The sequence below is a fragment of the Variovorax sp. V15 genome, assembly GCF_041154425.1.
Classification (GTDB): Bacteria; Pseudomonadota; Gammaproteobacteria; order Burkholderiales; family Burkholderiaceae_C; genus Variovorax; species Variovorax guangxiensis.
The window spans coordinates 4,676,985-4,697,381 of the sequence record NZ_AP028659.1 but is presented as its reverse complement, the minus strand read 5'-3'; the positions used below and the strand labels follow the sequence as shown (position 1 = coordinate 4,697,381).

The 20,397-nt window shown below is 65.7% G+C and carries 22 protein-coding genes; 18 read left to right on the top strand and 4 right to left on the bottom strand.

All coding sequences use genetic code 11. The features are described from left to right. Positions 1-131: 131 nt before the first annotated feature. Positions 132-395, top strand: a complete 264-nt coding sequence (locus ACAM57_RS22300; RefSeq protein ID WP_369658968.1) for a ubiquitin carboxyl-terminal hydrolase 14 — start codon at positions 132-134, stop codon at positions 393-395. Between the two features lie 365 nt (positions 396-760). Here the strand turns inward: ACAM57_RS22300 and ACAM57_RS22295 are convergent, their stop codons facing one another. Further along, positions 761-883, bottom strand: a complete 123-nt coding sequence (locus ACAM57_RS22295) for a hypothetical protein (protein ID WP_369658967.1) — start codon at positions 881-883, stop codon at positions 761-763. A 105-nt stretch (positions 884-988) separates the two neighbouring features. Between ACAM57_RS22295 and ACAM57_RS22290 the strand changes: the two genes are divergently transcribed. From ACAM57_RS22290 to ACAM57_RS22235, 12 genes are all read left to right on the top strand, one after another. Then, complete coding sequence (locus tag ACAM57_RS22290; protein ID WP_369658966.1) at positions 989-1,807, top strand: alpha/beta fold hydrolase; 819 nt, start codon at positions 989-991, stop codon at positions 1,805-1,807. A 173-nt stretch (positions 1,808-1,980) separates the two neighbouring features. Then, positions 1,981-2,187, top strand: coding sequence for a hypothetical protein (locus ACAM57_RS22285; RefSeq protein ID WP_369658965.1), 207 nt, complete (start codon positions 1,981-1,983; stop codon positions 2,185-2,187). Then, the gene (locus ACAM57_RS22280; protein ID WP_369658964.1) at positions 2,184-2,783 is read left to right on the top strand and encodes a peroxiredoxin-like family protein; all 600 of its coding nucleotides are present in this window, start codon (positions 2,184-2,186) and stop codon (positions 2,781-2,783) included. Before ACAM57_RS22285 ends, ACAM57_RS22280 begins: the two co-directional genes overlap by 4 nt. A gap of 102 nt (positions 2,784-2,885) precedes the next feature. Beyond that, on the top strand, positions 2,886-3,899 hold the full coding sequence (locus tag ACAM57_RS22275; RefSeq protein ID WP_369658963.1) for a bestrophin family protein: 1,014 nt from the start codon (positions 2,886-2,888) through the stop codon (positions 3,897-3,899). 177 nt (positions 3,900-4,076) lie between these two features. Beyond that, positions 4,077-4,556, top strand: a complete 480-nt coding sequence (locus ACAM57_RS22270; protein ID WP_145760058.1) for a carboxymuconolactone decarboxylase family protein — start codon at positions 4,077-4,079, stop codon at positions 4,554-4,556. 23 nt (positions 4,557-4,579) lie between these two features. After that, the gene (locus ACAM57_RS22265; RefSeq protein WP_369658962.1) at positions 4,580-5,335 is read left to right on the top strand and encodes an SDR family oxidoreductase; all 756 of its coding nucleotides are present in this window, start codon (positions 4,580-4,582) and stop codon (positions 5,333-5,335) included. A 178-nt stretch (positions 5,336-5,513) separates the two neighbouring features. Next, on the top strand, positions 5,514-6,089 hold the full coding sequence (locus ACAM57_RS22260) for a YceI family protein (RefSeq protein WP_369658961.1): 576 nt from the start codon (positions 5,514-5,516) through the stop codon (positions 6,087-6,089). A 10-nt stretch (positions 6,090-6,099) separates the two neighbouring features. Next, positions 6,100-6,471 carry a cytochrome c family protein gene (locus ACAM57_RS22255; RefSeq protein WP_369658960.1) on the top strand — a complete coding sequence of 124 codons (372 nt, stop codon included), beginning with the start codon at positions 6,100-6,102 and terminating at the stop codon, positions 6,469-6,471. Positions 6,472-6,521: 50 nt separating this feature from the next. Then, positions 6,522-7,016 (top strand): Ohr family peroxiredoxin, encoded by a 495-nt coding sequence (locus ACAM57_RS22250; protein WP_369658959.1) that lies wholly within the window; start codon positions 6,522-6,524, stop codon positions 7,014-7,016. A gap of 95 nt (positions 7,017-7,111) precedes the next feature. Continuing rightward, on the top strand, positions 7,112-7,753 hold the full coding sequence (locus tag ACAM57_RS22245; RefSeq protein WP_369658958.1) for a DNA-binding response regulator: 642 nt from the start codon (positions 7,112-7,114) through the stop codon (positions 7,751-7,753). Positions 7,754-7,785: 32 nt separating this feature from the next. Continuing rightward, positions 7,786-8,412 carry a LuxR C-terminal-related transcriptional regulator gene (locus tag ACAM57_RS22240; RefSeq protein ID WP_369658957.1) on the top strand — a complete coding sequence of 209 codons (627 nt, stop codon included), beginning with the start codon at positions 7,786-7,788 and terminating at the stop codon, positions 8,410-8,412. Next, positions 8,405-11,155, top strand: a complete 2,751-nt coding sequence (locus tag ACAM57_RS22235; protein WP_369658956.1) for a winged helix-turn-helix domain-containing protein — start codon at positions 8,405-8,407, stop codon at positions 11,153-11,155. The genes ACAM57_RS22240 and ACAM57_RS22235 overlap by 8 nt, the downstream gene beginning before the upstream one ends. Positions 11,156-11,162: 7 nt before the next feature. Here ACAM57_RS22235 and ACAM57_RS22230 read toward each other — a convergent pair whose 3' ends face one another. Continuing rightward, positions 11,163-11,912, bottom strand: a complete 750-nt coding sequence (locus ACAM57_RS22230) for an SDR family NAD(P)-dependent oxidoreductase (RefSeq protein WP_369658955.1) — start codon at positions 11,910-11,912, stop codon at positions 11,163-11,165. 97 nt (positions 11,913-12,009) lie between these two features. Between ACAM57_RS22230 and ACAM57_RS22225 the strand changes: the two genes are divergently transcribed. Continuing rightward, positions 12,010-12,897, top strand: coding sequence for a LysR family transcriptional regulator (locus ACAM57_RS22225; RefSeq protein ID WP_369658954.1), 888 nt, complete (start codon positions 12,010-12,012; stop codon positions 12,895-12,897). Between the two features lie 2 nt (positions 12,898-12,899). Here the strand turns inward: ACAM57_RS22225 and ACAM57_RS22220 are convergent, their stop codons facing one another. Then, on the bottom strand, positions 12,900-14,774 hold the full coding sequence (locus tag ACAM57_RS22220; protein ID WP_369658953.1) for a CocE/NonD family hydrolase: 1,875 nt from the start codon (positions 14,772-14,774) through the stop codon (positions 12,900-12,902). Positions 14,775-14,860: 86 nt separating this feature from the next. Here ACAM57_RS22220 and ACAM57_RS22215 point away from each other — a divergent pair, with 86 nt between their 5' ends. Together ACAM57_RS22215 and ACAM57_RS22210 are read left to right on the top strand one after the other, a co-directional pair. Further along, positions 14,861-15,952, top strand: a complete 1,092-nt coding sequence (locus ACAM57_RS22215) for an acyltransferase family protein (protein WP_369658952.1) — start codon at positions 14,861-14,863, stop codon at positions 15,950-15,952. A 470-nt stretch (positions 15,953-16,422) separates the two neighbouring features. Further along, entirely contained in the window at positions 16,423-17,520 is a 1,098-nt protein-coding gene (locus ACAM57_RS22210) for an ABC transporter substrate-binding protein (RefSeq protein ID WP_369658951.1), read from the top strand. A 9-nt stretch (positions 17,521-17,529) separates the two neighbouring features. On the opposite strand, the gene ACAM57_RS22205 is transcribed toward ACAM57_RS22210, so the two are convergent. Further along, entirely contained in the window at positions 17,530-18,423 is an 894-nt protein-coding gene (locus ACAM57_RS22205) for a LysR family transcriptional regulator (RefSeq protein WP_369658950.1), read from the bottom strand. 92 nt (positions 18,424-18,515) lie between these two features. On the opposite strand from ACAM57_RS22205, the gene ACAM57_RS22200 reads away from it, so the two are divergent. Both ACAM57_RS22200 and ACAM57_RS22195 read left to right on the top strand, forming a co-directional pair. Beyond that, positions 18,516-19,304, top strand: coding sequence for a class II aldolase/adducin family protein (locus tag ACAM57_RS22200; protein WP_126024542.1), 789 nt, complete (start codon positions 18,516-18,518; stop codon positions 19,302-19,304). A gap of 27 nt (positions 19,305-19,331) precedes the next feature. Beyond that, entirely contained in the window at positions 19,332-20,309 is a 978-nt protein-coding gene (locus ACAM57_RS22195) for a Bug family tripartite tricarboxylate transporter substrate binding protein (RefSeq protein ID WP_369658949.1), read from the top strand. The last annotated feature ends 88 nt before the right edge of the window (positions 20,310-20,397 follow it).

Here is a 20,397-nt window from a genome sequence, read left to right as displayed (position 1 = left end):
CTGTAATGAGGCGTGCACTTTCCATCCGTTCGTGCACGGGACGAACTCACGTCGGCGCGGGAACTCCCGCGTAAATCCGATCAGCAACACGGCGACGCGGCGGGTGGAGGGCGCCTTTCAAGGACCACCGCATGACCACGACCTGTACGCACCTCGACCAGATCCACTCCGTCACCCCTTCCAGCCAAGGATGCGAAGACTGCCTGCGCATCGGCGGTCGCTGGGTGCATCTGCGCATGTGCCTCACATGCGGACACGTCGGCTGTTGCGACTCGTCGGAACACAAACACGCCACCCAGCATTTCCACATGACGGGCCATCCTCTGGTCCAGTCGATCGAACCCGGCGAGGACTGGCGCTGGTGCTACGTGGATGAAGTCCACGTCCGGGGCTGATTCGTCGTCTCGCGCGCACCTGCCGTTCGCGTGTCCGTCGTGTCGAATTGATGCCCCGCATGCAACATGGAAGTACCTCTCGCAAGGCTACCGCCCGAAGAGACCGAAACCTAGCATCCAGATCGTCCCGTGATGTTCGCGGACCGGCGCTCCAGCCGTCCTGGGGTCAGGGCTTGGTGCCCTCTGGGAAATCACATGGTGCTGCGTATGTCCACTTTGGCTTCGTCTCCTGTGCCGCGCGCCGCGCGTCGTGCACGCGCGCCACGCAACGGGCAGAGGACACGGCTCGACGCGATGCCGTGTACGTCGCAGCCTGCTGCGCGCACTGCGCCGGAAGGCCCGATGGACTTCGCCTGGCGTTGGGGCTACATGGCCGTTTGCCTGCTGACGATGGCGGGCGCCGCGGCCGTGGCCAGTGGCGAAGCAGCCAGCGCGGAGTTGAAGTTCGCCACGGGAGCGGTAGCAAGTCCCGTGCTGGTGCCGGACATCTGTACCGCGGACTCCAGGCGCGCCGGGTACGACCTCGCCACTCAACAGATTTTCCCAGGGCGACCCGTCCACTCACCGAGCAACTCATCTTCGAAGGAAACACCATGACTCGACTCTTCACCCTCGCTCGCGCTTTCGCGATCGCCTGCGTTGCGGCAATCCACCTGGCGGCCCCCGCCAGCACGGCGAGTGCCGCCGCCTCGCCGGAACGCCCCACCATCGTGCTGGTGCACGGCGCCTTCGCCGAGTCCGCGAGCTGGAACGACGTGGCGCGCGATCTGCGGGCGCGCAGCTTCCATGTGATCGCCGTCGCGAATCCGCTGCGGGGCGTGAAACGCGATGCGGACTATGTCGGCGCAGTCGTCGACTCCGTGAAAGGACCTGTCGTTCTGGTCGGTCATTCCTACGGCGGCTCAGTGATCTCCGCCGCTGCGCAGGGAAAGCCCAACGTCAAGGCGCTGGTTTTCGTGGCCGCGTTCGCGCCTGAGGTCGGAGAGTCCGCTGCGGACCTGTCTGGCAAGTTCCCAGGCAGCACGCTGGGGCCCGCGCTGGCACCGCCGGTCGCGCTGCCCGACGGCAACAAGGATCTCTACATCCTGCAGGACAAGTTCGGCAGCCAGTTCGCCGCCGACGTGGCGCCGAACACGACGCATCTCATGGCCGTGTCGCAGCGTCCGATCACGCAGTCGGCGCTGGCCGAACCGGCACCCGCCGCCGCATGGAAGAACGTGCCGTCCTGGTTCATCTACGGCGACAGGGACAAGAACATTCCTCCGGCTGCGCTGTCCTTCATGGCCGAGCGCGCGAAGTCGATGAAGACCGTCGTGGTCAAGGGGGCGTCGCACGTGGTCATGATCTCCAGGCCGGGCCCGGTGACCCGCCTGATCGTCGAGGCCGCCGGATCGGATGCACAGCAGCCCTGATACCGCCGCGACGCACGGGCAGGGCTTCGCACAAGTCATTGTTGCCCGTCGTGCAACACCGTGGTCCCCTGTGCCGGCCTACCGGCACGCCTTGGCGAGCACTACGCTTGGTCGGCCTCGTTGATAGGCGCATGAGCGCCGGTGACGACGCTCTACCGCCCTGGAGACTTTTCATGAACCCATTGCGACGCTCTCTCCCTGACATCGGTGGCCTGTCGCGCCGCCTGCAAGACGCCGTGAGCATCGCGGTACTGACTACGGCGGTCGTCGCCGGCTCCATCCTCGCTGCCTACGAGGCATTGCAGGAAACTTCCGGTGATGTCGCCATTGCCGCGCATCGTGCAGTGGGCCCTGGTTCGGCACTGGAACACCCGCAATGAGCCCCGAGGACACGCTCAGCGAAGCCGACGCCGTGTTCGACGCCACCGGCATCGCAGCCCGGGCTCTGCGCATCGGAACCCAGGCACCCGACGTGACGCTGCCGGACGCCTCGGGCAAGCCTGTGCGTCTCTCGGATGTCTGGCGGCGCGGCCCGCTGGTCGTCGTTTTCTACCGCGGCGGATGGTGTACCTACTGCAACCTCCAGCTTCGCGAATGGCGACAGTACACCGACGCCTTGACCCGGCTCGACGCGACCTTGCTGGCCATCTCGCCGCAGCTGCCCGAGCACTCGATGCGCACGGCCCAGGACAACGGACTCGGGTTCACCGTGCTGAGCGACTGCGCCCTCGAGGCCGCCAACGGCTTCGGGCTCGCCTACACGCTGCATCCCGACGTGGTGGACTACTACGGCAGCGTTGGCACCGACATCCCCGTGCTGAACGGCAACGGGCAGTGGGTGCTGCCGGTTCCCGCCACCTATGTGATCGACAGAACTGGCGAGATCTGTTTTGCCTCGATCGAGGAAGACGTGCGTGAACGCACGCGTCCGCGCGAGGTCGTTGCCGCAATCGAGGTCCTGCGACAGCGGCCCTGACGGCCGCACGGGCTGCCGCCCACCCTCAGAAATCCATCCAGAGCGAGCGCGCATCCGCCGAACGGGCGGCCGCTCGCTCTTTCGCATCTCCGAAAGCTCACCATGCACCTGGGCAAGACCTACAAAGTTTCCGAGTTCATCGCCTGGACGCGGCGACAGATCTATCTGCTGCTGGCCGTCGGCACCGTGCCCGTGCTGCTCTACCAGGTGCTCGGGCTGCGATGGCTCACCATCCCCCTGACCGTGGTGGGCTTGCTGGGCACCGCGACCTCTTTCATCGTCGGCTTCAAGAACGTGCAGACCTACAACCGCACGGTCGAGGCCCAGCACCTCTGGACTTCGATCCTCAACAGCAGCCGGTTCTGGGGCGCGAGCGTCGGCGGCTTCGTGCGCAACCCCATCGAGGCGCGCGAGCTCATCGATCGCCACGTCGCATGGCTGACCTGCCTGCGCTACGAGCTGCGCAGTGCCAGGCCGTGGGAGACGATGGAGAAGGCGTCGAACGTCGAGTACCGCGATATCTATCGGATCCCCGAGCGCGAGACACCCATCGACGAGGAGCTGCGCAGACATCTTTCGAACTCCGAGCATGCGCAGATCCACGAGGCCAGGCTCAGCCTCAAGGCGACGCAGGTGCTCTGGCTGCAAAGCCGTGCATTGAGGCGGCTTCACGATCAGGGCGACCTGTCGCTGACCACGTACATCGAACTGAACAAACTGCAGAAGGAGTTCATCGACCAGCAGGGGCGCGCGGAGCGCCTGAAGAACTATCCCTACCCGCGGCAGTACGCGATCATCAATACGCTTTTCGTGTGGGCGTTCTGTGTTCTCCTGCCATTCGGGCTCTTGAAAGAGTTCGACAAGCTCAACGATGGCATCAGTGGCCTGATGCAGGGTTGCATGGTGTGGCTCGTGATTCCTTTCAGCGCCACGATCTCGTGGATGTACACATCGCTCGAACAGGTGGGCGAAAGCACCGAAAACCCGTTCGAGGGAAGCGCCAATGACGTACCCATCACGCTCATCGCCAGGACCATCGAGCGCGAGATGAAGGAGTTCATCGGCGAGACCGATCTGCCCGTGCTGCCGGTACCGGTCCACGAAATCATTCTTTGAGACCTCGCGCCTACCGGTGCGCATTGGTGCGCATCGGTCAACACGGTGAGGCCCCTTGCATGGCTACCGGCCGGGCGCGACGAAACCTAGCATCAAGTCTCCCTTTTGCGAACCCTCGTGAACGGTGGCTCAGTCGCCCTGAGCCCAGGCATCCGCCGATTCTTCAAGGACCCAACCATGACCCAACGCATCAAGTACGCTGAGAAGTCCCCCGAGATTTTCAAGAAGTTCGTCGAGTTCCTCAACGCCATCAAGGAAGGCTCGATCGAGGAACCGATCCGCAACCTGGTCGCGATCCGCACCTCGCAGCTCAACGGCTGCACCTTCTGCCTGGACATGCATGTCAAGCAGGCCAAGATCCAGGGCGAGCGCGAACTGCGCCTGTTGCATCTGGCCGCATGGCGCGATTCGACGCTCTTCATCCCGCGCGAGCGCGCAGCGCTGGCCTGGACCGAGGCGCTGACGAAGCTGTCCGAGCAAGGCGTGCCCGACGAGATCTACGAGCGCGTGCGCACGCAGCTGTCGGAAAAGGAAATTTCCGACCTCACGTTCCTGGTGATGTCCACCAACGCGTGGAGCCGCCTGAACATCGCCCTCAAGACGGTGCCCGGCTCTTCCGACAAGGTCTTCGGCCTGGACAAGGCCAAGCTTTCCTGAACCCATCGCACTAGGAGTACCCCATGAAAATCGTCGTGATCGGCGGCTCTGGCCTCATCGGCTCTAAAGTCGTCAACAAGCTGCGCGAGGCTGGACATGAAGTCGTCGCGGCTTCGCCCGCGTCGGGCGTGAACACCATCACCGGTGAAGGCCTGGATGCCGCCATGGCGGGCACGCAGGTGGTGCTGGACGTGGCGAACTCGCCGTCGTTCGAGGACAAGGCCGTGCTCGAGTTCTTCCAGACCTCGGGGCGCAACCTGCTGGCGGCCGAATCCAAGGCCGGGGTCAAGCACCATGTGGCACTGTCGGTGGTCGGTACCGACCGCCTGAGCGAGAGCGGCTACTTCCGCGCCAAGATCGCGCAGGAGGCGCTCATCCGCGATTCCGGCATTCCGTACACCATCGTCCATTCGACGCAGTTCTTCGAGTTCCTGGGCTCGATCGCGCAGTCGGGCGCCGACGGCGACTCCGTGCACCTGTCGCCGGCCTTCGTCCAGCCCATCGCGTCGGACGACGTGGCGGCGGCGGTGGCCGACTACACCCTGGGCCAGCCGCGCAATGGCGTGGTCGAGATCGCGGGTCCCGAGCGCGTTCGCCTGTCGGATCTGGTGGCGCGCTACCTCAAGGCCACCAACGACAAGCGCACCGTGGTGCCCGACGTGCATGCGCGCTACTTCGGCGCCGAGCTGAAGGACGACACCCTGGTGCCGGGGCCGAATCCGCGCATCGGTGCGCTGGACTTCGATGCCTGGTTCGCACTGCCCAAGGCGCCGCGCTGACGCGTCGCCGCAGCGCTGCCGGGGCTCCCTCGATGCGAGCGCCTCCGCCGCGACAGGCCGTCAAGGCAGGCACACACGACAGGCGTCCCCTGACGTGTGCGCAGTCTTGCCCCACGGCGTTCGCGGCGGAGGTCGTGAGCTCCGGCCAGCAAACCGTCACCCGGCTCCATCCAGAGACATGACCGATACCGTCACTTCCCCCTCAACGACCCTGCCGCAGGAACTGAGTGCGGTACGCCGCGGCCACTACCGGCTGGACCCGGTGCACACGCGCGTGCTTTTCAGCGTGTCGCACTTCGGCATCTCCACATACTACGGCGAGTTCCTGAGTCCTTCGGGCGTGCTCGACCTCGCATCGCCGCAACCCGGCGCGGGAGCGCTGACGGTGTCGGTGCCCGTCGCCAATGTCCTGACCTCGAGCCGCGTGCTCGACGAAGAACTGCGCAGTCGCGACTGGCTCGACGCCGAGCGCTTTCCGGCCATGACCTTCACGTCGACGTCGCCGGTCTCCCTGGCGGCCCGGAGCTTCCAGGTGGCCGGCAACCTGTCATTGCACGGCGTGACACGCGAGATCGTGCTGGATGCGAGCTTCGTCGGGGCAGGCGTCAATCCGACAAAACAGGTCTACACGATCGGCTTCGATATCCGCGGCAGGCTTCGCCGCGGCGATTTCGGCGTGATGGCTGCACTGCCTCAGATCGGCGAAGAGGTCGGACTGGTCATCGGCGCCGCTTTCGAGCTGGAGACGCCTTGAGGGGCGGGTAATGAATATGCGTCGAATCATTCCGCTCTTCGGCTTCCTGTGGATTCTGCTGGTCGCCTTCGACGCGAGCGCGCAGGACGTGGCTGCGGGAAAGCAGGCCTACGCCCAGTGCGCGGCTTGCCACTCGATCGACGGAAGCCATGGCGTCGGTCCCAGCCTGCAGGGCGTGATCGGGCGTCAGGCAGGCAGCGCGCCGGGCTTTCGTTTCAGTCGCGCCATGAAGGGTGCGGGCTATCCGTGGGATGCGAAGACGCTCGACGCCTACATCGCGAACCCGCAGGGTGCCGTGCCGGGCAACGTCATGCCCTATGCCGGGCTGGCGGATGCCAGGCAGCGCGCCGATCTCATCGCTTACCTGGCTTCGCTGAAATAGTCCGCAGGCGCGGTGCTCGGCGCGCCGCGTCCTTTCGTGCAACCTCGACCATGACCAAGCTGCAACCTCCCCCGGTCTCCCTCCTGAACAGGTACCGGGGACCGGAGTTCCAACCCCTTTATTCGACCAAGGTCACCGTGAGCGGGGGCGAGGCAGCACACGGACGCGCCTCGGGCGTTGCTCGCTCGAACGATGGTTGCCTCGATATAGCGCTGCGGCTTCCCGTCGAACTCGGCGGCGGAGGAGGCGGGACCAATCCGGAGCAGTTGTTCGCCGCAGCCTATGCAGCATGCTTCCATGGCGCGCTCAACTTGCTGGCGACTCGCAAGGGCATCCCTCTCGTGGACGCCCGGGTCGAGGTGTCGGTGGCATTCGGGCGCGATCCCATGGACGGCCTTTTCATGCTCACGGCCGACGTCGCCATCCATCTGCCGGGTGTCGAGAAGAGCCTTGCCGAAGAGCTAGTGCGCCATACCGAGCGGTTCTGCCCCTACGCGAAGCTGGCTCGCAACGGAATGACCAGCATCGTGGCGCTCGCCGCATAGCCGTGCCGGCCTTAACAAGGTTTGACAGGCTTTAACTGGCGTACGGAACGCCCTTTGCCCAGACTCCATCCATGGTTTCAATAAGGACCGAGCCCATGACCGCACCGGCCCATGCCCTCAGGATCAACGTGTCGATCGCACATCACGACCCGTACGTCGCCACGGGCATCGCCGCGCTGCTGCGCTCCAGCACCGATTTCACCGTCCAACCCGAAAGCCTCGGCGAGGTCGACGTGGTGGTCACGGACTATTCGACCGGAATGCTTCGGGCTGCGGCTACGGCTACGGCACCGCGCCGCGGTGCAGCCAAGGTGGCATCGCTTCTCATCGTCAGCGAGCAGGACCGTGGGTGGCAGATCCGCCGCGCCGTCGACGCCGGCGTGCGTGGCTACCTTCTGCAAGACTGCTCGGCCAACGAACTCGCGGATGCGGTGCGTTGTGTGGCCGGCGGGCGCCGCTACCTGTCGCGGTCGGCGGCGGACCGGGTGCTGGACACGCTGGTTCAGTCCGTCCCGACTGCCCGTGAGTTCGAAGTGCTGCAGCACATGGCGTGCGGCCTGGGCAACAAGAACATCGGGCGGTTGCTCGGTATCAGCGAGGGCACGGTCAAGACGCACGTGAAGACGATCCTGGCCAAGCTCGGCGAGCAGACACGCACGGGCGCGATCACCGAAGCGATCCGTCGCGGGTTGCTGGATGCCCGGCACCCTCTCGCCGATGTGCCGTTGTCAGCCTGAACACCTTTCCAAAGTCTCCGAGTTTCTCCGCCATGACACAAAACTCCATCATCTCCGTCCTGGTCCGGCATGCGGACCCGCTTGTCATGGCAGGTCTGGTCGCGCTCCTCGACCGGGAGCCGGACTTCGACGTTCAAGCCGCTTCGGACATTTACCGGGGCTGCGCCGACGTGATCGTGACGGACTACGGCAGTGCAATGGGATTGCTGGCGGCCTCGCCGGAGGCTGGCAACGGTGCAGATGCTTCGCTGCGGAATCTTCCGCGACCCCGCGTCGTGGTGATGACACGCCAGGACAAGGAGGGCGAGATCGCGCAAGCCATGCACAGCGGCGTGCGGGGCTATCTGCTCCAGAGCGCCGATCCGCTCGAACTGGTGGACGCCATCCGCCATGTGGCGCGGGGCGGCTCGCACTATCTCTGCAACCGCGCGGCGGCCCTGTTCGACAGCTGCCCCCCTCGCACCTGGCTGACCGCCCGGGAAGAGGATGTGCTGCGCTTCCTCGTCAAGGGCGATTGCAACAAGGGCATCGCGCGCAAGCTCGACATCTCGGCCAACACCGTGAAGGCGCACGTCGCCCGGATATGCGAGAAGCTGCACGTCCGTTCGCGTGCGCAGGTGGCGATCCAGGCCACGCAACGTGGATTGGTTCGTGCCTGACGCATCGGCCGAAGCCGGCTCGCGCGTCTGGCGCTTCGGATCGTTCTCGCTGTGGGAGGCGCAAAGGCGGCTTGAACGCCATGGACTGCCGATCCGCTTGGGCTCCAGGGCCTTCGGCCTCCTGCTCGAGCTGCTGAAGCGAGCGGGGGAGGTCGTCGGAAAGGACGAACTGCTTGCGGCGGTGTGGCCTGACGTCGTGGTCGAGGAAGCCAGTGTCCGCGTGCACATGTCTATCCTGCGCAAGGCGCTGGGCGAGCCCGACGACGGGAATGGCTGTGTCGAGTGGATTTCCAATATCCCGCTTCGCGGCTATATCTTCCTGGGCAGGGTCCGTCGTGAATTCGGCCCGTCCGAGGTCGTCGCACTCGCGGAGGCTTCTGCCCCCATCGCGGAAGATGCAGCCGTATTGGCGGCGTTGCCCGTGCGCTTCTCCAGGCTGATAGGGCGCGACGTCGAGATGGCGCGGCTTCTTTCCATGCTGTCCGAGAGCCGACTGGTCACCCTGGTTGGGGCGGGTGGCGTGGGCAAGACCAGCGTTGCGGTGCGTGTCGCGGAGCGATACAGGGAGGTTCACGGTGGAAGCGTCTGCTTCATCGATCTGGCGCCATTGACTTCGCAGGACCACGTGCTGAGTACGGTCGCGCGCGCCCTGGGGGTGCGTGGCGACGTGGCGGACGTCGCTCAGGCCATCATCCAGCGCCTGGAAGGCACGCAAGCCCTGCTGTTGGTCGACAACTGCGAGCACGTCATCGAGACGCTGGCGCCGTTGCTCCACAGGTTCCTCGCGGCATTGCCGGACCTGCACATCTTCGCGACCAGCCGCGAGGTCTTGCGCATCGAGGGTGAGCATGTGTCCAGGCTCCTGCCTCTGGCGGTTCACGAGGGTGCTTCCGTCTCGCTGGCCAGCGCCTTGGACTCACCGGCGGTGCAATTGCTCGTCGAGCGCGCCCGTGCGGCGGGCACCGATGCATTCGACGATGCGAGCGCGGCCCCGCTCGCACGTATCTGCCAGCAGGTCGACGGCATCCCGCTCGCCATCGAACTGGTGGCGGCACGTCTTGGCGCGCAGTCAGCCAGCGATCTCGCGCTGAGGCTCGACGATCACATGCGTCTTCATTCGACGATCCGGCGGGCCGTGCTGCCACGGCAGCGCACGCTCGCGGCGACGCTCGACTGGAGCGTGGGCCTCCTCGGCGCGCCCGAGCTGATGCTGTTTCGCAGGCTGTCGATCTTCCGTGCGCACTTCGATGCTGAGGCCGCGCTCAGCGTCGTGGCGAGCGATCTGGATCCCGACGTGGCTTCGGATGCATTGATCTCGCTGGCCAGCAAGTCCCTCGTGGTCTACGACGAGGAGAAAGGAGTGCACCGCCCCTATCGGCTGCTCGACACCACCCGAAGCTATGCCCAGGCACTCATGCTGCGCGCGGGAGAGCAGAAACTGGTGTCAAGGCGGCACGCGCGGGTGATGCTCGACCTGATGGGCAGCGCCACGGCCGACCTGGCCTCGCTCGATGCTCGGGAGTGGGTGCAGTGCTACGGCACGTTGCTGGACGATGTCCGCGCGGCCTTGGACGCCTGCGTGGCCCAGGACGAGGATCCGGACATCGCAGGGGCGTTGACCATCGGCTCGGCGCCGCTGTGGTTCCGCCTGTCGGAGGTCGGCGAGTACCGCGACCGGGTCCGGGCGGTATTGACCTATGTGCAGACGCTGCCGCGACCTGACCACCTGGCTGCCGGTTGGCTTCAACTGGCGCTCTACAACGCGCTGTGGCACACCGGCGGCAGCGTGGCGGACATGACGCAGGCCTGCGAGCGCGCCCTGGATGCCGCGCTGGAGTTCAAGGTGAGAACCCTCGAATTCCAGGCACGCTGGGGCTTGTGCGCGCTCAATGTCACGCGCGGCGACTATCCCTCTGCGTTGCAGCATGCCGAGGCACTGAGGGCCTATGCGCTCCAGTCGGAGAGCGAGGTGACGCGCAACCTGTCGCATCGCATGCTCGCGCTCGCAAGCTTCTTCTGCGGTGCCTTGGCAGAAGCGCAGACGCACGCCGAAGCCGCGATGGACGTCGATGCTGCCATCCGGCACAACCAGGGCAATACCTTCCAGCCAGATGCGCGTATCACGGCCATGGCCATCCTGGCCAGGACACTGTGGATCCAGGGCGACATGCAGTCGGCGATGAGCACTGCCCGGCGCTGTGTGGAGGAGGCCGAGGCACTGGGTCACGCGATGTCGCTGTGCGTCGCGCTGTTCTGGATCTGTCCCGTGGCGATCTGGGCCGGTGAGCGGACGACGGCGCGCGCATGGGTCGATGCGATGCTGCGCGAGACCCGCTCGAAGGGGCTCGACTACTGGCACGAATGGGCATCGTGCTACGACGACGCACTCAGGCTCGAGGAATTCGATGCCGCCGAGGAGCGCAAGGCCTACATCGAGCAGTTGGCCGGCAAGGCCCTCGGCATGGACATGCCACGCCGGGAGATGCTCGTGACCTTCTGCCCGGCATGGGTGGACGACGATCTGCTGGCGCGTGCGATGCGCGGAGGAGGGCTGTGGAGCGCGGCCGAGGTATATCGGGCCATGGCCCGGCGTGAAGCACTGCAGGGAAATGCCGGCATGGCGGAGTCGCTTTGCCGGCAGGCCCTGGAGCTTGCTCGCGCGCAAGGCGCCCATGCCTGGGAACTGCGTGCCGCGCGCGATCTGGCCCGCATGGGAGATGAGCGCGGCAACGTTTCTGCCTGAGCTGGTCTCAGGTCAGCGACATGCCGCCGTCGACCTTCAGGTTGACGCCGGTGACGTACATGCTGTCGTCACTGGCCAGGAAGAGTGCCGCTTTCGCGAGTTCGTCGGGCCGACCCATGCGGCCCAACGGGATCGCGGCGGCCATCTGCTTGTCGAACGCCGGGCGCACGTCGTCGGAGATGCCGAGCTTCGCCAGGATGGGCGTATCGACCGGCCCGGGGCTCAGCACATTCACCCGGATGCCGCGCGCCTTGAGTTCCAGTGCCCAACTGCGCGCGAAGGCTTCGACGGCCGCCTTGCTGCCTGCATACACCGCATGGTTGTCCATGACCTTGGTGCCGGCGATCGAGCTCGTGAGAATGATCGACCCCTTGTCGCGCATGAGGGGCAATGCGCGGGTCACGCCAAAGAACACCGCGCGCGTGTTGATCGCGAACTGCAGGTCGAAGTTGTCCACTGTGACGGCCGAGGAGGGCTCGAGGATGGCCGTGCCCGCGTTCGCCATGTAGATGTCGATGGCACCAAAGCGGTTCTTGACGGCCTCTATCAGCCGGTCGTGCATCGAGAGATCGGCGACGTCGCCGACGAAACCCATCGCATCCGGTCCGAGATGTGCCAGCGCGGCATCGACGGCGTCCTGGCGCCTTCCCACGATGGCGACGCTAGCGCCTTCGGCCGCGAAGGCCTGGGCTGTCGCGAGGCCGATGCCGCTGTTGCCACCGGTGATGAGGGCGACCTTGCCGGAGAGTCTTTGCATGAAGTTTCCTTGGTTGATGCAGAAGACTTCCATCTAGGTTCCCCCTGCCAATGAAGTAGTGGGTAGAAATGGAAACACTTGTGCCCAGGAGTCCGCAATGAACCCCCTCGATCACGCACCCGGCCTGGTCGCCTTTGCAAGTACGGTGGAGGCCGGCTCGTTCAGCGCGGCCGCACGAGTGCTCGGCACCTCACCGTCGGCGGTTTCCAAGGGCGTAGCGCGCCTGGAGCAATATTTCGGCGTGCGCCTCTTTCAGCGCTCGACGCGCGTGCTGTCGCTGACCCAGGAGGGCAGCGCCTACTACGAGCGGATTGCCCCCTTGCTGCGCGCGCTCGATGAGGCGAGCGATGTGGTGAAGCCTGTCAGCGGCGCCCGGGGATTGCTGCGCGTCACCGCCCCCGGCGATCTCGGGCGCATTCTTCTGGGCCCCATGGTCGAGAGGTTCATTCCCCGGCATCCGGGCGTCAAGCTGGAGGTGAGCCTGGTCGATCGGCAGGTCGACCTGATCCGCGAGGGCTACGACGTCGCGATCCGCGTCGGCCGGATCGCGGATTCCGACCTGACGGTGCGCCGCCTCGCCGAGATGCCGCTCGTGCTGGTCGCGTCGCCCGGCTACATCGCCCGCCGGGGCATGCCGGACTCGGTCGAGGCGCTGCGCGAGCACGCGCATGTGCGCTACATGCTGGGCGGCAAGGCGTTTCCCATCCGATTCGCCGACGGCACGGTGCTGCACACAGACAGCGTGTTCGATGCCGACAACAGCGTAGCGCTGCGCATCGCGGCGCTGGGCGATCTCGGTGTCGCACAGGTCCTGCGCCTGTTCGTGCAGGACGACATCGAAGCGGGCCGGTTGGTCCCCCTGCTGCCGCGCCGGCCACTGCCGCCCGTGTCCATTTCCGCCTTGCACGCGTTCGGCCGGCAGGCGCCGGCGCGCGTGCGCCTTTTCATCGAGTTCGTCGCCTCGGAAATCGCGCGACTGTCCTGAGCTCAGGGGCCGGCCAGCGGGTCGCGGCGGCAGGGCTGCAGCAGCGTCTGGCCGCACTCCGGGTAGGTCGGCGGGCCTTCGACATCCGCAAGGATGCCCAGGCGCACGACAGAGTCGTATCGTGCGTTGTGCAGTACGTACACCCGCTGCTGCTGTGTGAAGGTGTCGAACACGAGGCCGCCCGTCTGGGCCGGCGTATCGATCCAGATCCGCAGCCTGGAACCCTTGCGGAAATAGTGGCCCATCTTGTTGATCTCGACGCGCGCGAAGACCGGGCGACCGGGCAGCAGTGGCATCAGTTGCCCCGGATCCTCGAGATGGATCGGCAGCAGCGGCGTCGACCGCGCGGTATCGAGTGCACGGTTGGACAGCCGCAGCCAGCCGCGCTGGACGTAGGTTTCCTGGCCGTCGGGTCGCAGTTCGGTGACTGTCACCTGGATGTCTGCGTCCCCGGCGTTGGCCATGATCCAGAGGTCGGCGCTGCCGGGGCCGTAGACCATCATGTCCTGCTCGAGGGCCGGCGAGGTGTAGGCCACGCTGGCTTTCTTCCAGTCGCCCGGCAGCGGGCCCCAGAAGGTGGTGCCGGCGACGTCGTTGACGACGACGCCGGTGCCGGGATAGTCGAACGCGTCGGCGGCGCCTGGCGTGAGCGTTTCGGCAAGAACATTGCCGGCGCCCAGGTGGAATTCCTTGACAGAGAGGTCGGCCGGCCTGATTGGCCCCTTGCGTACGAGCCAGCGCGGCTTGGGTGAAGAGCGTCGCTCCAGCACGCTGTCACCGGTGCGGGAAGCCTCCATCCACACCGTGGTGCAGGGTGTGTCGCGCTCGAAGCCGTTGTCCTGTCCTTTGACGAAGCGGTCCAGAAAGCGGATGGCCGTCTCCTGGAAAGCCTTGGCAAGGTACATGTCGTGCGGGCCGTTCGTCTGGAAGAGCCACAGCTTTTCAGGGTTCAGCTTGCTCTGGTAGTGGCTGCTGCGCGGCGTGATGGCCTGGTCCTGGAAGGCTTCCAGTGAAAGGACGGGGACGTCTATGCGATCCGCATGGCGCGCCAGGTCGAGGGTTTTCATGTATTCGTCGCGCAGGGGGTGTGCCACGGAGAGATGCATGCCCGAGTTCGTTTCTTCGGCCTCGAGGTTCTGCTCGACCTGCTTCAGGCAATCGGCGTCGCCTTCTTCCTTGGCGACCCCGGCGACGAGTTCGCTCCAGAAGGCACGGAAGAGAATGCGGAAGGGCGTCAGGAATCCCGGCGCCGGCACGCCGCCCGGCGCGACGGCGTCGCGGTAGTCCGTCAGCACCATGCCGGGGACGATGGCTCGCAGATGCGGCGGCCGGTTCTGCGCCGTCGCGACCTGAGACGAGCCGCTGTACGACGAACCGACCATGCCCACGCGGCCGTCGGACCATGGCTGCGCCGCGGCGAACTCGACGGCTTGCGCGCCGTGCAGGCCCAACTGTGGGCGGATGTATTCGAGTCTGCCGTTCGAGCAGCCCGTGCCCGCCGCGTTGACGCCCATCACTGCGTAGCCTGCTTCCACGAGCCGCTTGTCGAGCTCGACGGACATGGATGTCTTGTGCCTGAGGTAGGGCGCGCCGCCGATGGAGCCGGCGTCGTAGCCATTGAGGGTCAGGATCACCGGAAACCTGCCGCTTCCCTTCGGCAGGAGAACGCTGTAGCGCAGCCGTGTGCCGTCCGAGGTCGTGATGTAACCGGTGTGGCGGGCGGACCAGAACGGCGAAACGCGCCCCAGGTCGGGGAAGGCGAAGGGGCGTGATGCGGGCAAGCCTGTGTCGGGATCCAGCTGGGGCTCCTGGCCGTGTGTCAGCGGCGCGACCATGGCGGCCGCCAGCGCCAGTGCGGCTGTGATGACTCTCTTCATGTCCTGTCTTGTCGGGATGTCGTTTTCTCGGGTGGCGCTTCTCTATCCAGGCGCGCCCGAAGCGTATCGCTTTCCGCCAGGAGGGCATGGACCGTCGCGGAGATCCCGAGTACGAGAAGGGCTGGCGCGTGCGCGTGATAATTCCGCGCTTTCGATCTGCGGCTGCGGGCGCCCTCCATCCCTTCATGCAATACAACCCTGCGCTCGACGGTGTCCGCGCCATTTCAGTGCTCGCCGTCGTCCTGTTCCATTGCGGGATACCAGGCGCCCGGGGCGGGTTCGTGGGGCTGGACGTGTTCTTCGTGCTGTCCGGGTTCCTCATCACCTCCTTGCTGGCGGCGGAGTACCGATGCGGTGCCATCGAAGTTGCCCGCTTCTATGTGCGCCGCGCCATCAGGCTCTATCCGACCCTGCTGATCCTGCTGGCCGCCTACTTGGCGCTGGCTCCCTTCCTCTGGCCTTCGGATACCCAGTGGCTCGCCGCCACGCTCGCCGCGTTCTACATCTACGACTACGCGCTGGCCTTCTGGAATCCGACGAACACCGTGGGGCATACGTGGTCGCTCGGGGTCGAGGAGAAGTTCTACCTGCTCTGGCCACTTCTGCTGCCGCTGCTCCTGCGGACACGACGTCCCGTCATCTGGCTGCTTGCTGCATTCGCGGTGATCACGGCGTGGCGCTATGGCGTTGCGTGGGCGTGGGGATGGAAGCAGGCCTATTTCAGCTTCGATACGCGCACGAGCGGCATCGTGCTGGGCGCGATCGCGGCGCTGACGCAGTTCAGGGTGTCGAGATGGACATTGGCGGTGGCCCTTGTTGCCCTGGTCTTCGATGCTGCATTGCCGTCGCTGCCGACCACGGATCAGCTCGAAGCGGTGACGCTTCGCATCACCGTGGCCGAACTCGCCGCCTTCGTGCTGGTCTGCCACGCGGCGGCGAACGCGGGGGGCAGATTCTTCTCCTGGCCACCGCTGGTCTACATCGGAAGACTGTCGTACGGCATCTACCTCTGGCACTTTCCGATCGTCTCCCTGTTCGCCAAGTCGCTCTCTCCATGGTTCAAGCTGGGCGTGACCTTGCCATTGTCAATCGCCCTGGCGGCGATCTGCCTCCAAGCCGTGGACGTACCGCTTCGGAGATGGCGGGAGCGACGGGTCAGGTCGTTGCGAATCTCCTAGGCGCTTGGAAATCTGCCATTGGCGCAGGCAGGCATCACTGCGCTCATGTTCAGTCAGTCGAACAATTGCACCACGACGGACGACTTGTTCGTGATCACCCAGCTTCCCTGCATCTTGTGCAGGACGAAATGTTCGTTGAACAGCTTCGTCCCGATCCGCATTCTTACGGTTGCGGTTGAAAAGGCTGCCCGAGATGTTCTCCAGGGAGAGGATCGCCTCGTCTCTGAGCGCCCCCCATTGATCGGGGCCTCGGCCTGCCGAGGAGTAGCTGCGGTTTGGCGATGACAGCATCTGCAACTGGTCTTCATGAAGCCATTGCAAAAGACGGCTTGGATGAAAGACCTTGTCCAGTGTGAAGGGTATCTGTCGGTAAGTGTGCGTTGGCGCACATCCTCGGTCGAAGGGAGGGCCTACGCTGGGTGCTTTCCATTCTTCCCGACGCGATCATGAAGCTGTTCCGCTCCTTTCCCATGACTGTCCTGGCGGCCGTGCTGGCAGCCGGAACTGTCAACCTCTCGGCTCATGCCCAGCAAGCACCGGCGGTGGCTCCCCCGACGGCCACCGCAGCAGAGCGCGACGGTGGCGGCCTGAGCCTGAACGATCTCTACCAGGCGGCCCTGAAGGAAGGCGGAACGCTGACCGTCTACGCCGGCGGCGACGAGGTGACGCAGGGGTTCGGCATCAAGTCCGCCTTCGAGCGCCAGTTCCCGGGCATGAAGCTGGACCTGGTCGTCGACCTGAGCAAGTACCACGACGCGCGCATCGAGGAACAATTGCTGCGCAAGGACCTGCAGGTGGACCTCGCCCATCTGCAGACGCTGCATGACTTCGACGATTGGGCGGCCCGCGGGCTGCTGCTTGCGTACAAGCCCATCGGCTGGGAGCAGATCCCCTCGGCCTACAAGGACCCCCTGGGCCGCTTCACCGGCCTGTTCATGCTGACCTTCGCCAACAGCTACAACAAGAACTACGTCTCGGCCGAGAACGCGCCTCGCGACTACGCGGATTTCCTCAAGCCGGAGTTCAAGAACCGCATCATCATCACGTACCCCAACGACGACGACGCGGTGCTGTATGTGTTCGACAAGATCATCCAGAAGTACGGCATCGGCTTCATCGATCAGCTGAAGGCCAACGGCGTGCAGTGGGTGCGCGGCACGCAGACGCCGCGCGACGCAGTCGAGGCCGGCAAGTACGCCGTCTCCACGGGAACCTCCGGCAGCTTCGTTCCGGTCGAGTCGTCGTCGCTGCGGTTCGTGCTGCCCAGGACCGATCCTTTCCTGACCTGGGCCCAGACCGGCGCGATCTTCAAGGACGCCAGGCATCCTGCGGCGGCCAAGCTCTACATGAGCTGGACGCTGTCGCTGCCCGTGGCTTCCAACCCGCGGCAATTCCCTATCCGCAAGGACGTGCAGCCGCTGCCGGGCTTCAAGGGCATCGAGCAGTACAACACCAGCCCCGAGGACTTTCATGCCTTCATGAAAGACCGCGCACGCGTGGAGCGCCTCAAGAGCCTGTTCGAACGCCTGATCGGGCCGGTGCAGGGCATCTCGCCGCTGAAGGACTGACGCAAAGCGTCAGGGCTGGTACTGGAAGAGCGCCTGGCCGTCGCTCTCCAGCAGCTCCAGCGTCCTGCGTACGGCGGGCGAAAGGTAGCCTTCCCTGCGCAGCGCGACGCCGAACTCCCGGGGCATGGCGAGTTCGGGCACCGCCAGCGCGACCAGTCCTTCTGGCAGCATGCTGTGCGAGGTGAACACGATCACGTCGTGGAGCCTGGCGATGCCCAGCAGCAATGTCGGCGAGTTGGACTGCATCTGGATGGCTGGCGCGGCCAGCTGCAGGTCCTGCAGGCGGCGGTCCCACCACTGGCGGCTCGGGATCTCGCGCGTCGGCATCGCCCAGGGCCACGCCATCAATTCAGCGGCGGTCACGGATCCGCGAGCTGCGAGCGGATGGCCTGCACTTACCGCCGGGCCGACCATGTCGTCCGCCAGCGGCACCGTGCGCAGATCGGGGTCCGGCGGCAGCAGGCCGATCAGCAGGTCGATGCGGCCCTCCCGCAGTTCGCGGCGCATGCCCACGTTGGTGCCGAGCAGCACCTGCAGCCGGATGCCGCTTTGCTGCAGCAGCCGCGCGCAAATCTGCGGCAGCACGTGCGCGGCCGTGCTGAGGCCGCTGCCGATGCGCACGTCGCCGATCGCACCGGTCGAGAAGTCGCGCAGTTCCTGCTGTACTTGGCTCGCGTGCTGCAGCAGCGGCCGTGCGCGTTCGAGCAGCAGCAAGCCGGAGGGTGTCAGCGTCACGCCCTGGCCGTCGCGCTCGATGAGCCGCTCGCCCACCGCGGCTTCGAGGCGGCGGATGCACTTGGTGATGGCAGGCTGGCTGCGTCCGAGGAGCTCGGCGGCGCGGCTGACGTGGCCCAGGGTCGCCACCGTCTCGAAGAATTTGAGGTCCCGGAGGTTGTAGTCCATGAAAAAAGGATATGGCGTCCGCACCATTAGCGATTGGACCTCGCCAGGGCGACGCCGGACGATATCGCCATTTTCAGGAAGGATGGCATTTCATGCTTGTGCAAGACGGAAGGGTTCGGATCGCCTCGATGCGCGACCGCTGTTCGGAAGCGGAATGGCAGGCGAGGGTGGACCTGGCAGCCTGCTATCGCTTGATCGACTTCTACGGCATGGCCGACATGATGGCCAACCACATCTCCATGCGCGTGCCGGGCGAGGAGGCGTTCCTCATCAACCCGTACGGCATGATGTACGAGGAGATCACCGCCTCGTGCCTGATCAAGGTGGACCACGCCGGCACCATCCTTGACAGCCCCGATTTCGGCGCGCTGGGCTATGGCGTCAACAAGGCCGGCTACGTGATCCACAGCGCCGTGCACGAAGCACGGCCCGAGGTGGCCTGCGTGATCCACACGCACAGCTGGGCTTCGATGGCGGTGTCCGCGCTCGATTGCGGCCTGTTGCCCATCACCCAGACCGCCATGCGCTTCCTGAAGATCGGCTATCACGACTACCAGGGCGTCGTGCTCGATACGAAGGAGCAGGCCTCGCTCATCGAGGACCTCGGCCAGGGTGAGGCCCTGATCCTGCGTAACCACGGTGTGCTGACAGTAGGGCGCACCGTCGGCGAGGCGTTCAACTGGATGCACCGCCTGGAACTGGCCTGCCGGGCGCAGCTCGGCGCGATGGCCTGCAACGTGCCCTTGCGGCCGGTGCCCGCGCAGGTGCTGCAGGACACCTGGAACCAGTACCAGCCCGGCACGCGCCGACCTTACGGCGTGATGGAGTGGCCGGCCCTGCTGCGCAAGCTCGACCGGCTGGACCCCAGCTACGCGCTCTGACCACGACCAGAACATATGGAGACATCGATGAACATCCCCAATCCCTCGAGAAGGCGCGCACTGCTGCTGGCGGGCGCCGCGGCGTTCAGCTTCTGCACGGCGGCTACGGCCCAGACCTACCCGTCCAAACCCGTGCGGGTCATCGTGGCGTTCACTGCCGGCGGAACCACCGACATCCTGGCGCGCGCCGTGACGCAGAAGCTCTCGGAGAAGCTCGGCCAGCCCTTCGTCATCGACAACAAGCCCGGCGCCGGCGGCAACATCGGCACCGAGATGGCCGTGCGTGCCGCGCCCGACGGCTACACGCTGATCGTCAACTCGGTGGGGCCCATGGCCGTGAACCAGACGCTCTACAAGAGCTTGCCCTACGACCCGCTGAAGGACCTGGTGCCGATCGTGCAGATCGCCGACGTGCCCAACGTGCTGGTGGTGCACCCCAGCGTCCCGGCGAAGACGCTGGAGCAATTCATCGAGTACGCGAAGGCTCATCCCGGCAAGCTGTCCTACGGCTCCACCGGCGTCGGCACTTCGTCGCACCTGTCGAGCTACATGCTGGGCCAGCGCAGCGGCATGAACACGGTGCATGTGCCCTACAAGGGCGCCAACGTGCTCAACGACCTGCTGGCGGGGCGGCTTCAGTTCATGTTCGCCACGGTACCGTCGGTGATCCAGCACATCCGCGCGGGCAAGCTGCGGGCGCTGGCCGTCTCCAGCGAGGGGCCCTCGCGCTCCTTGCCCGGCGTTCCGACGGTCGCCGAGAAAGGCTTCCCGGGTTTTTCCGCCGGTTCATGGTTCGGTTTCTTCGCGCCCAAGGGCACGCCGGCGTCCGTCATCCAGCTGGTGAACAAGACCGTGAACGATGTGCTGCCATCGCTGCAGGAGCAGATGGTGCGGGAAGGTGCCGATCCGGTGGGAGGCACCCCCGAGCAGTTCGGGCAGTTCGCTCAGCGCGAGCACGAGAAGTGGAAGGCGATCGTGCGGGATTCCGGCGCCTCCATCGATTGAGCGGCGCCTTGCCCACGTTCCGCGGGGCGCTGTGCTACCTGCCAATTCGATTGCCGGAGACGACTTCATGGGCGCTCGAGGCGCATCG

Coding starts and splice junctions, on each gene's coding strand:
- ACAM57_RS22300 (WP_369658968.1), top strand. CDS start 132: ATGACCACGACCTGTACGCACCTCGACCAGATCCACTCCGTCACCCCT.
- ACAM57_RS22295 (WP_369658967.1), bottom strand. CDS start 883: ATGTCCGGCACCAGCACGGGACTTGCTACCGCTCCCGTGGCGAACTTC.
- ACAM57_RS22290 (WP_369658966.1), top strand. CDS start 989: ATGACTCGACTCTTCACCCTCGCTCGCGCTTTCGCGATCGCCTGCGTT.
- ACAM57_RS22285 (WP_369658965.1), top strand. CDS start 1,981: ATGAACCCATTGCGACGCTCTCTCCCTGACATCGGTGGCCTGTCGCGC.
- ACAM57_RS22280 (WP_369658964.1), top strand. CDS start 2,184: ATGAGCCCCGAGGACACGCTCAGCGAAGCCGACGCCGTGTTCGACGCC.
- ACAM57_RS22275 (WP_369658963.1), top strand. CDS start 2,886: ATGCACCTGGGCAAGACCTACAAAGTTTCCGAGTTCATCGCCTGGACG.
- ACAM57_RS22270 (WP_145760058.1), top strand. CDS start 4,077: ATGACCCAACGCATCAAGTACGCTGAGAAGTCCCCCGAGATTTTCAAG.
- ACAM57_RS22265 (WP_369658962.1), top strand. CDS start 4,580: ATGAAAATCGTCGTGATCGGCGGCTCTGGCCTCATCGGCTCTAAAGTC.
- ACAM57_RS22260 (WP_369658961.1), top strand. CDS start 5,514: ATGACCGATACCGTCACTTCCCCCTCAACGACCCTGCCGCAGGAACTG.
- ACAM57_RS22255 (WP_369658960.1), top strand. CDS start 6,100: ATGAATATGCGTCGAATCATTCCGCTCTTCGGCTTCCTGTGGATTCTG.
- ACAM57_RS22250 (WP_369658959.1), top strand. CDS start 6,522: ATGACCAAGCTGCAACCTCCCCCGGTCTCCCTCCTGAACAGGTACCGG.
- ACAM57_RS22245 (WP_369658958.1), top strand. CDS start 7,112: ATGACCGCACCGGCCCATGCCCTCAGGATCAACGTGTCGATCGCACAT.
- ACAM57_RS22240 (WP_369658957.1), top strand. CDS start 7,786: ATGACACAAAACTCCATCATCTCCGTCCTGGTCCGGCATGCGGACCCG.
- ACAM57_RS22230 (WP_369658955.1), bottom strand. CDS start 11,912: ATGCAAAGACTCTCCGGCAAGGTCGCCCTCATCACCGGTGGCAACAGC.
- ACAM57_RS22225 (WP_369658954.1), top strand. CDS start 12,010: ATGAACCCCCTCGATCACGCACCCGGCCTGGTCGCCTTTGCAAGTACG.
- ACAM57_RS22220 (WP_369658953.1), bottom strand. CDS start 14,774: ATGAAGAGAGTCATCACAGCCGCACTGGCGCTGGCGGCCGCCATGGTC.
- ACAM57_RS22215 (WP_369658952.1), top strand. CDS start 14,861: ATGGACCGTCGCGGAGATCCCGAGTACGAGAAGGGCTGGCGCGTGCGC.
- ACAM57_RS22210 (WP_369658951.1), top strand. CDS start 16,423: ATGACTGTCCTGGCGGCCGTGCTGGCAGCCGGAACTGTCAACCTCTCG.
- ACAM57_RS22205 (WP_369658950.1), bottom strand. CDS start 18,423: ATGGACTACAACCTCCGGGACCTCAAATTCTTCGAGACGGTGGCGACC.
- ACAM57_RS22200 (WP_126024542.1), top strand. CDS start 18,516: ATGCTTGTGCAAGACGGAAGGGTTCGGATCGCCTCGATGCGCGACCGC.
- ACAM57_RS22195 (WP_369658949.1), top strand. CDS start 19,332: ATGAACATCCCCAATCCCTCGAGAAGGCGCGCACTGCTGCTGGCGGGC.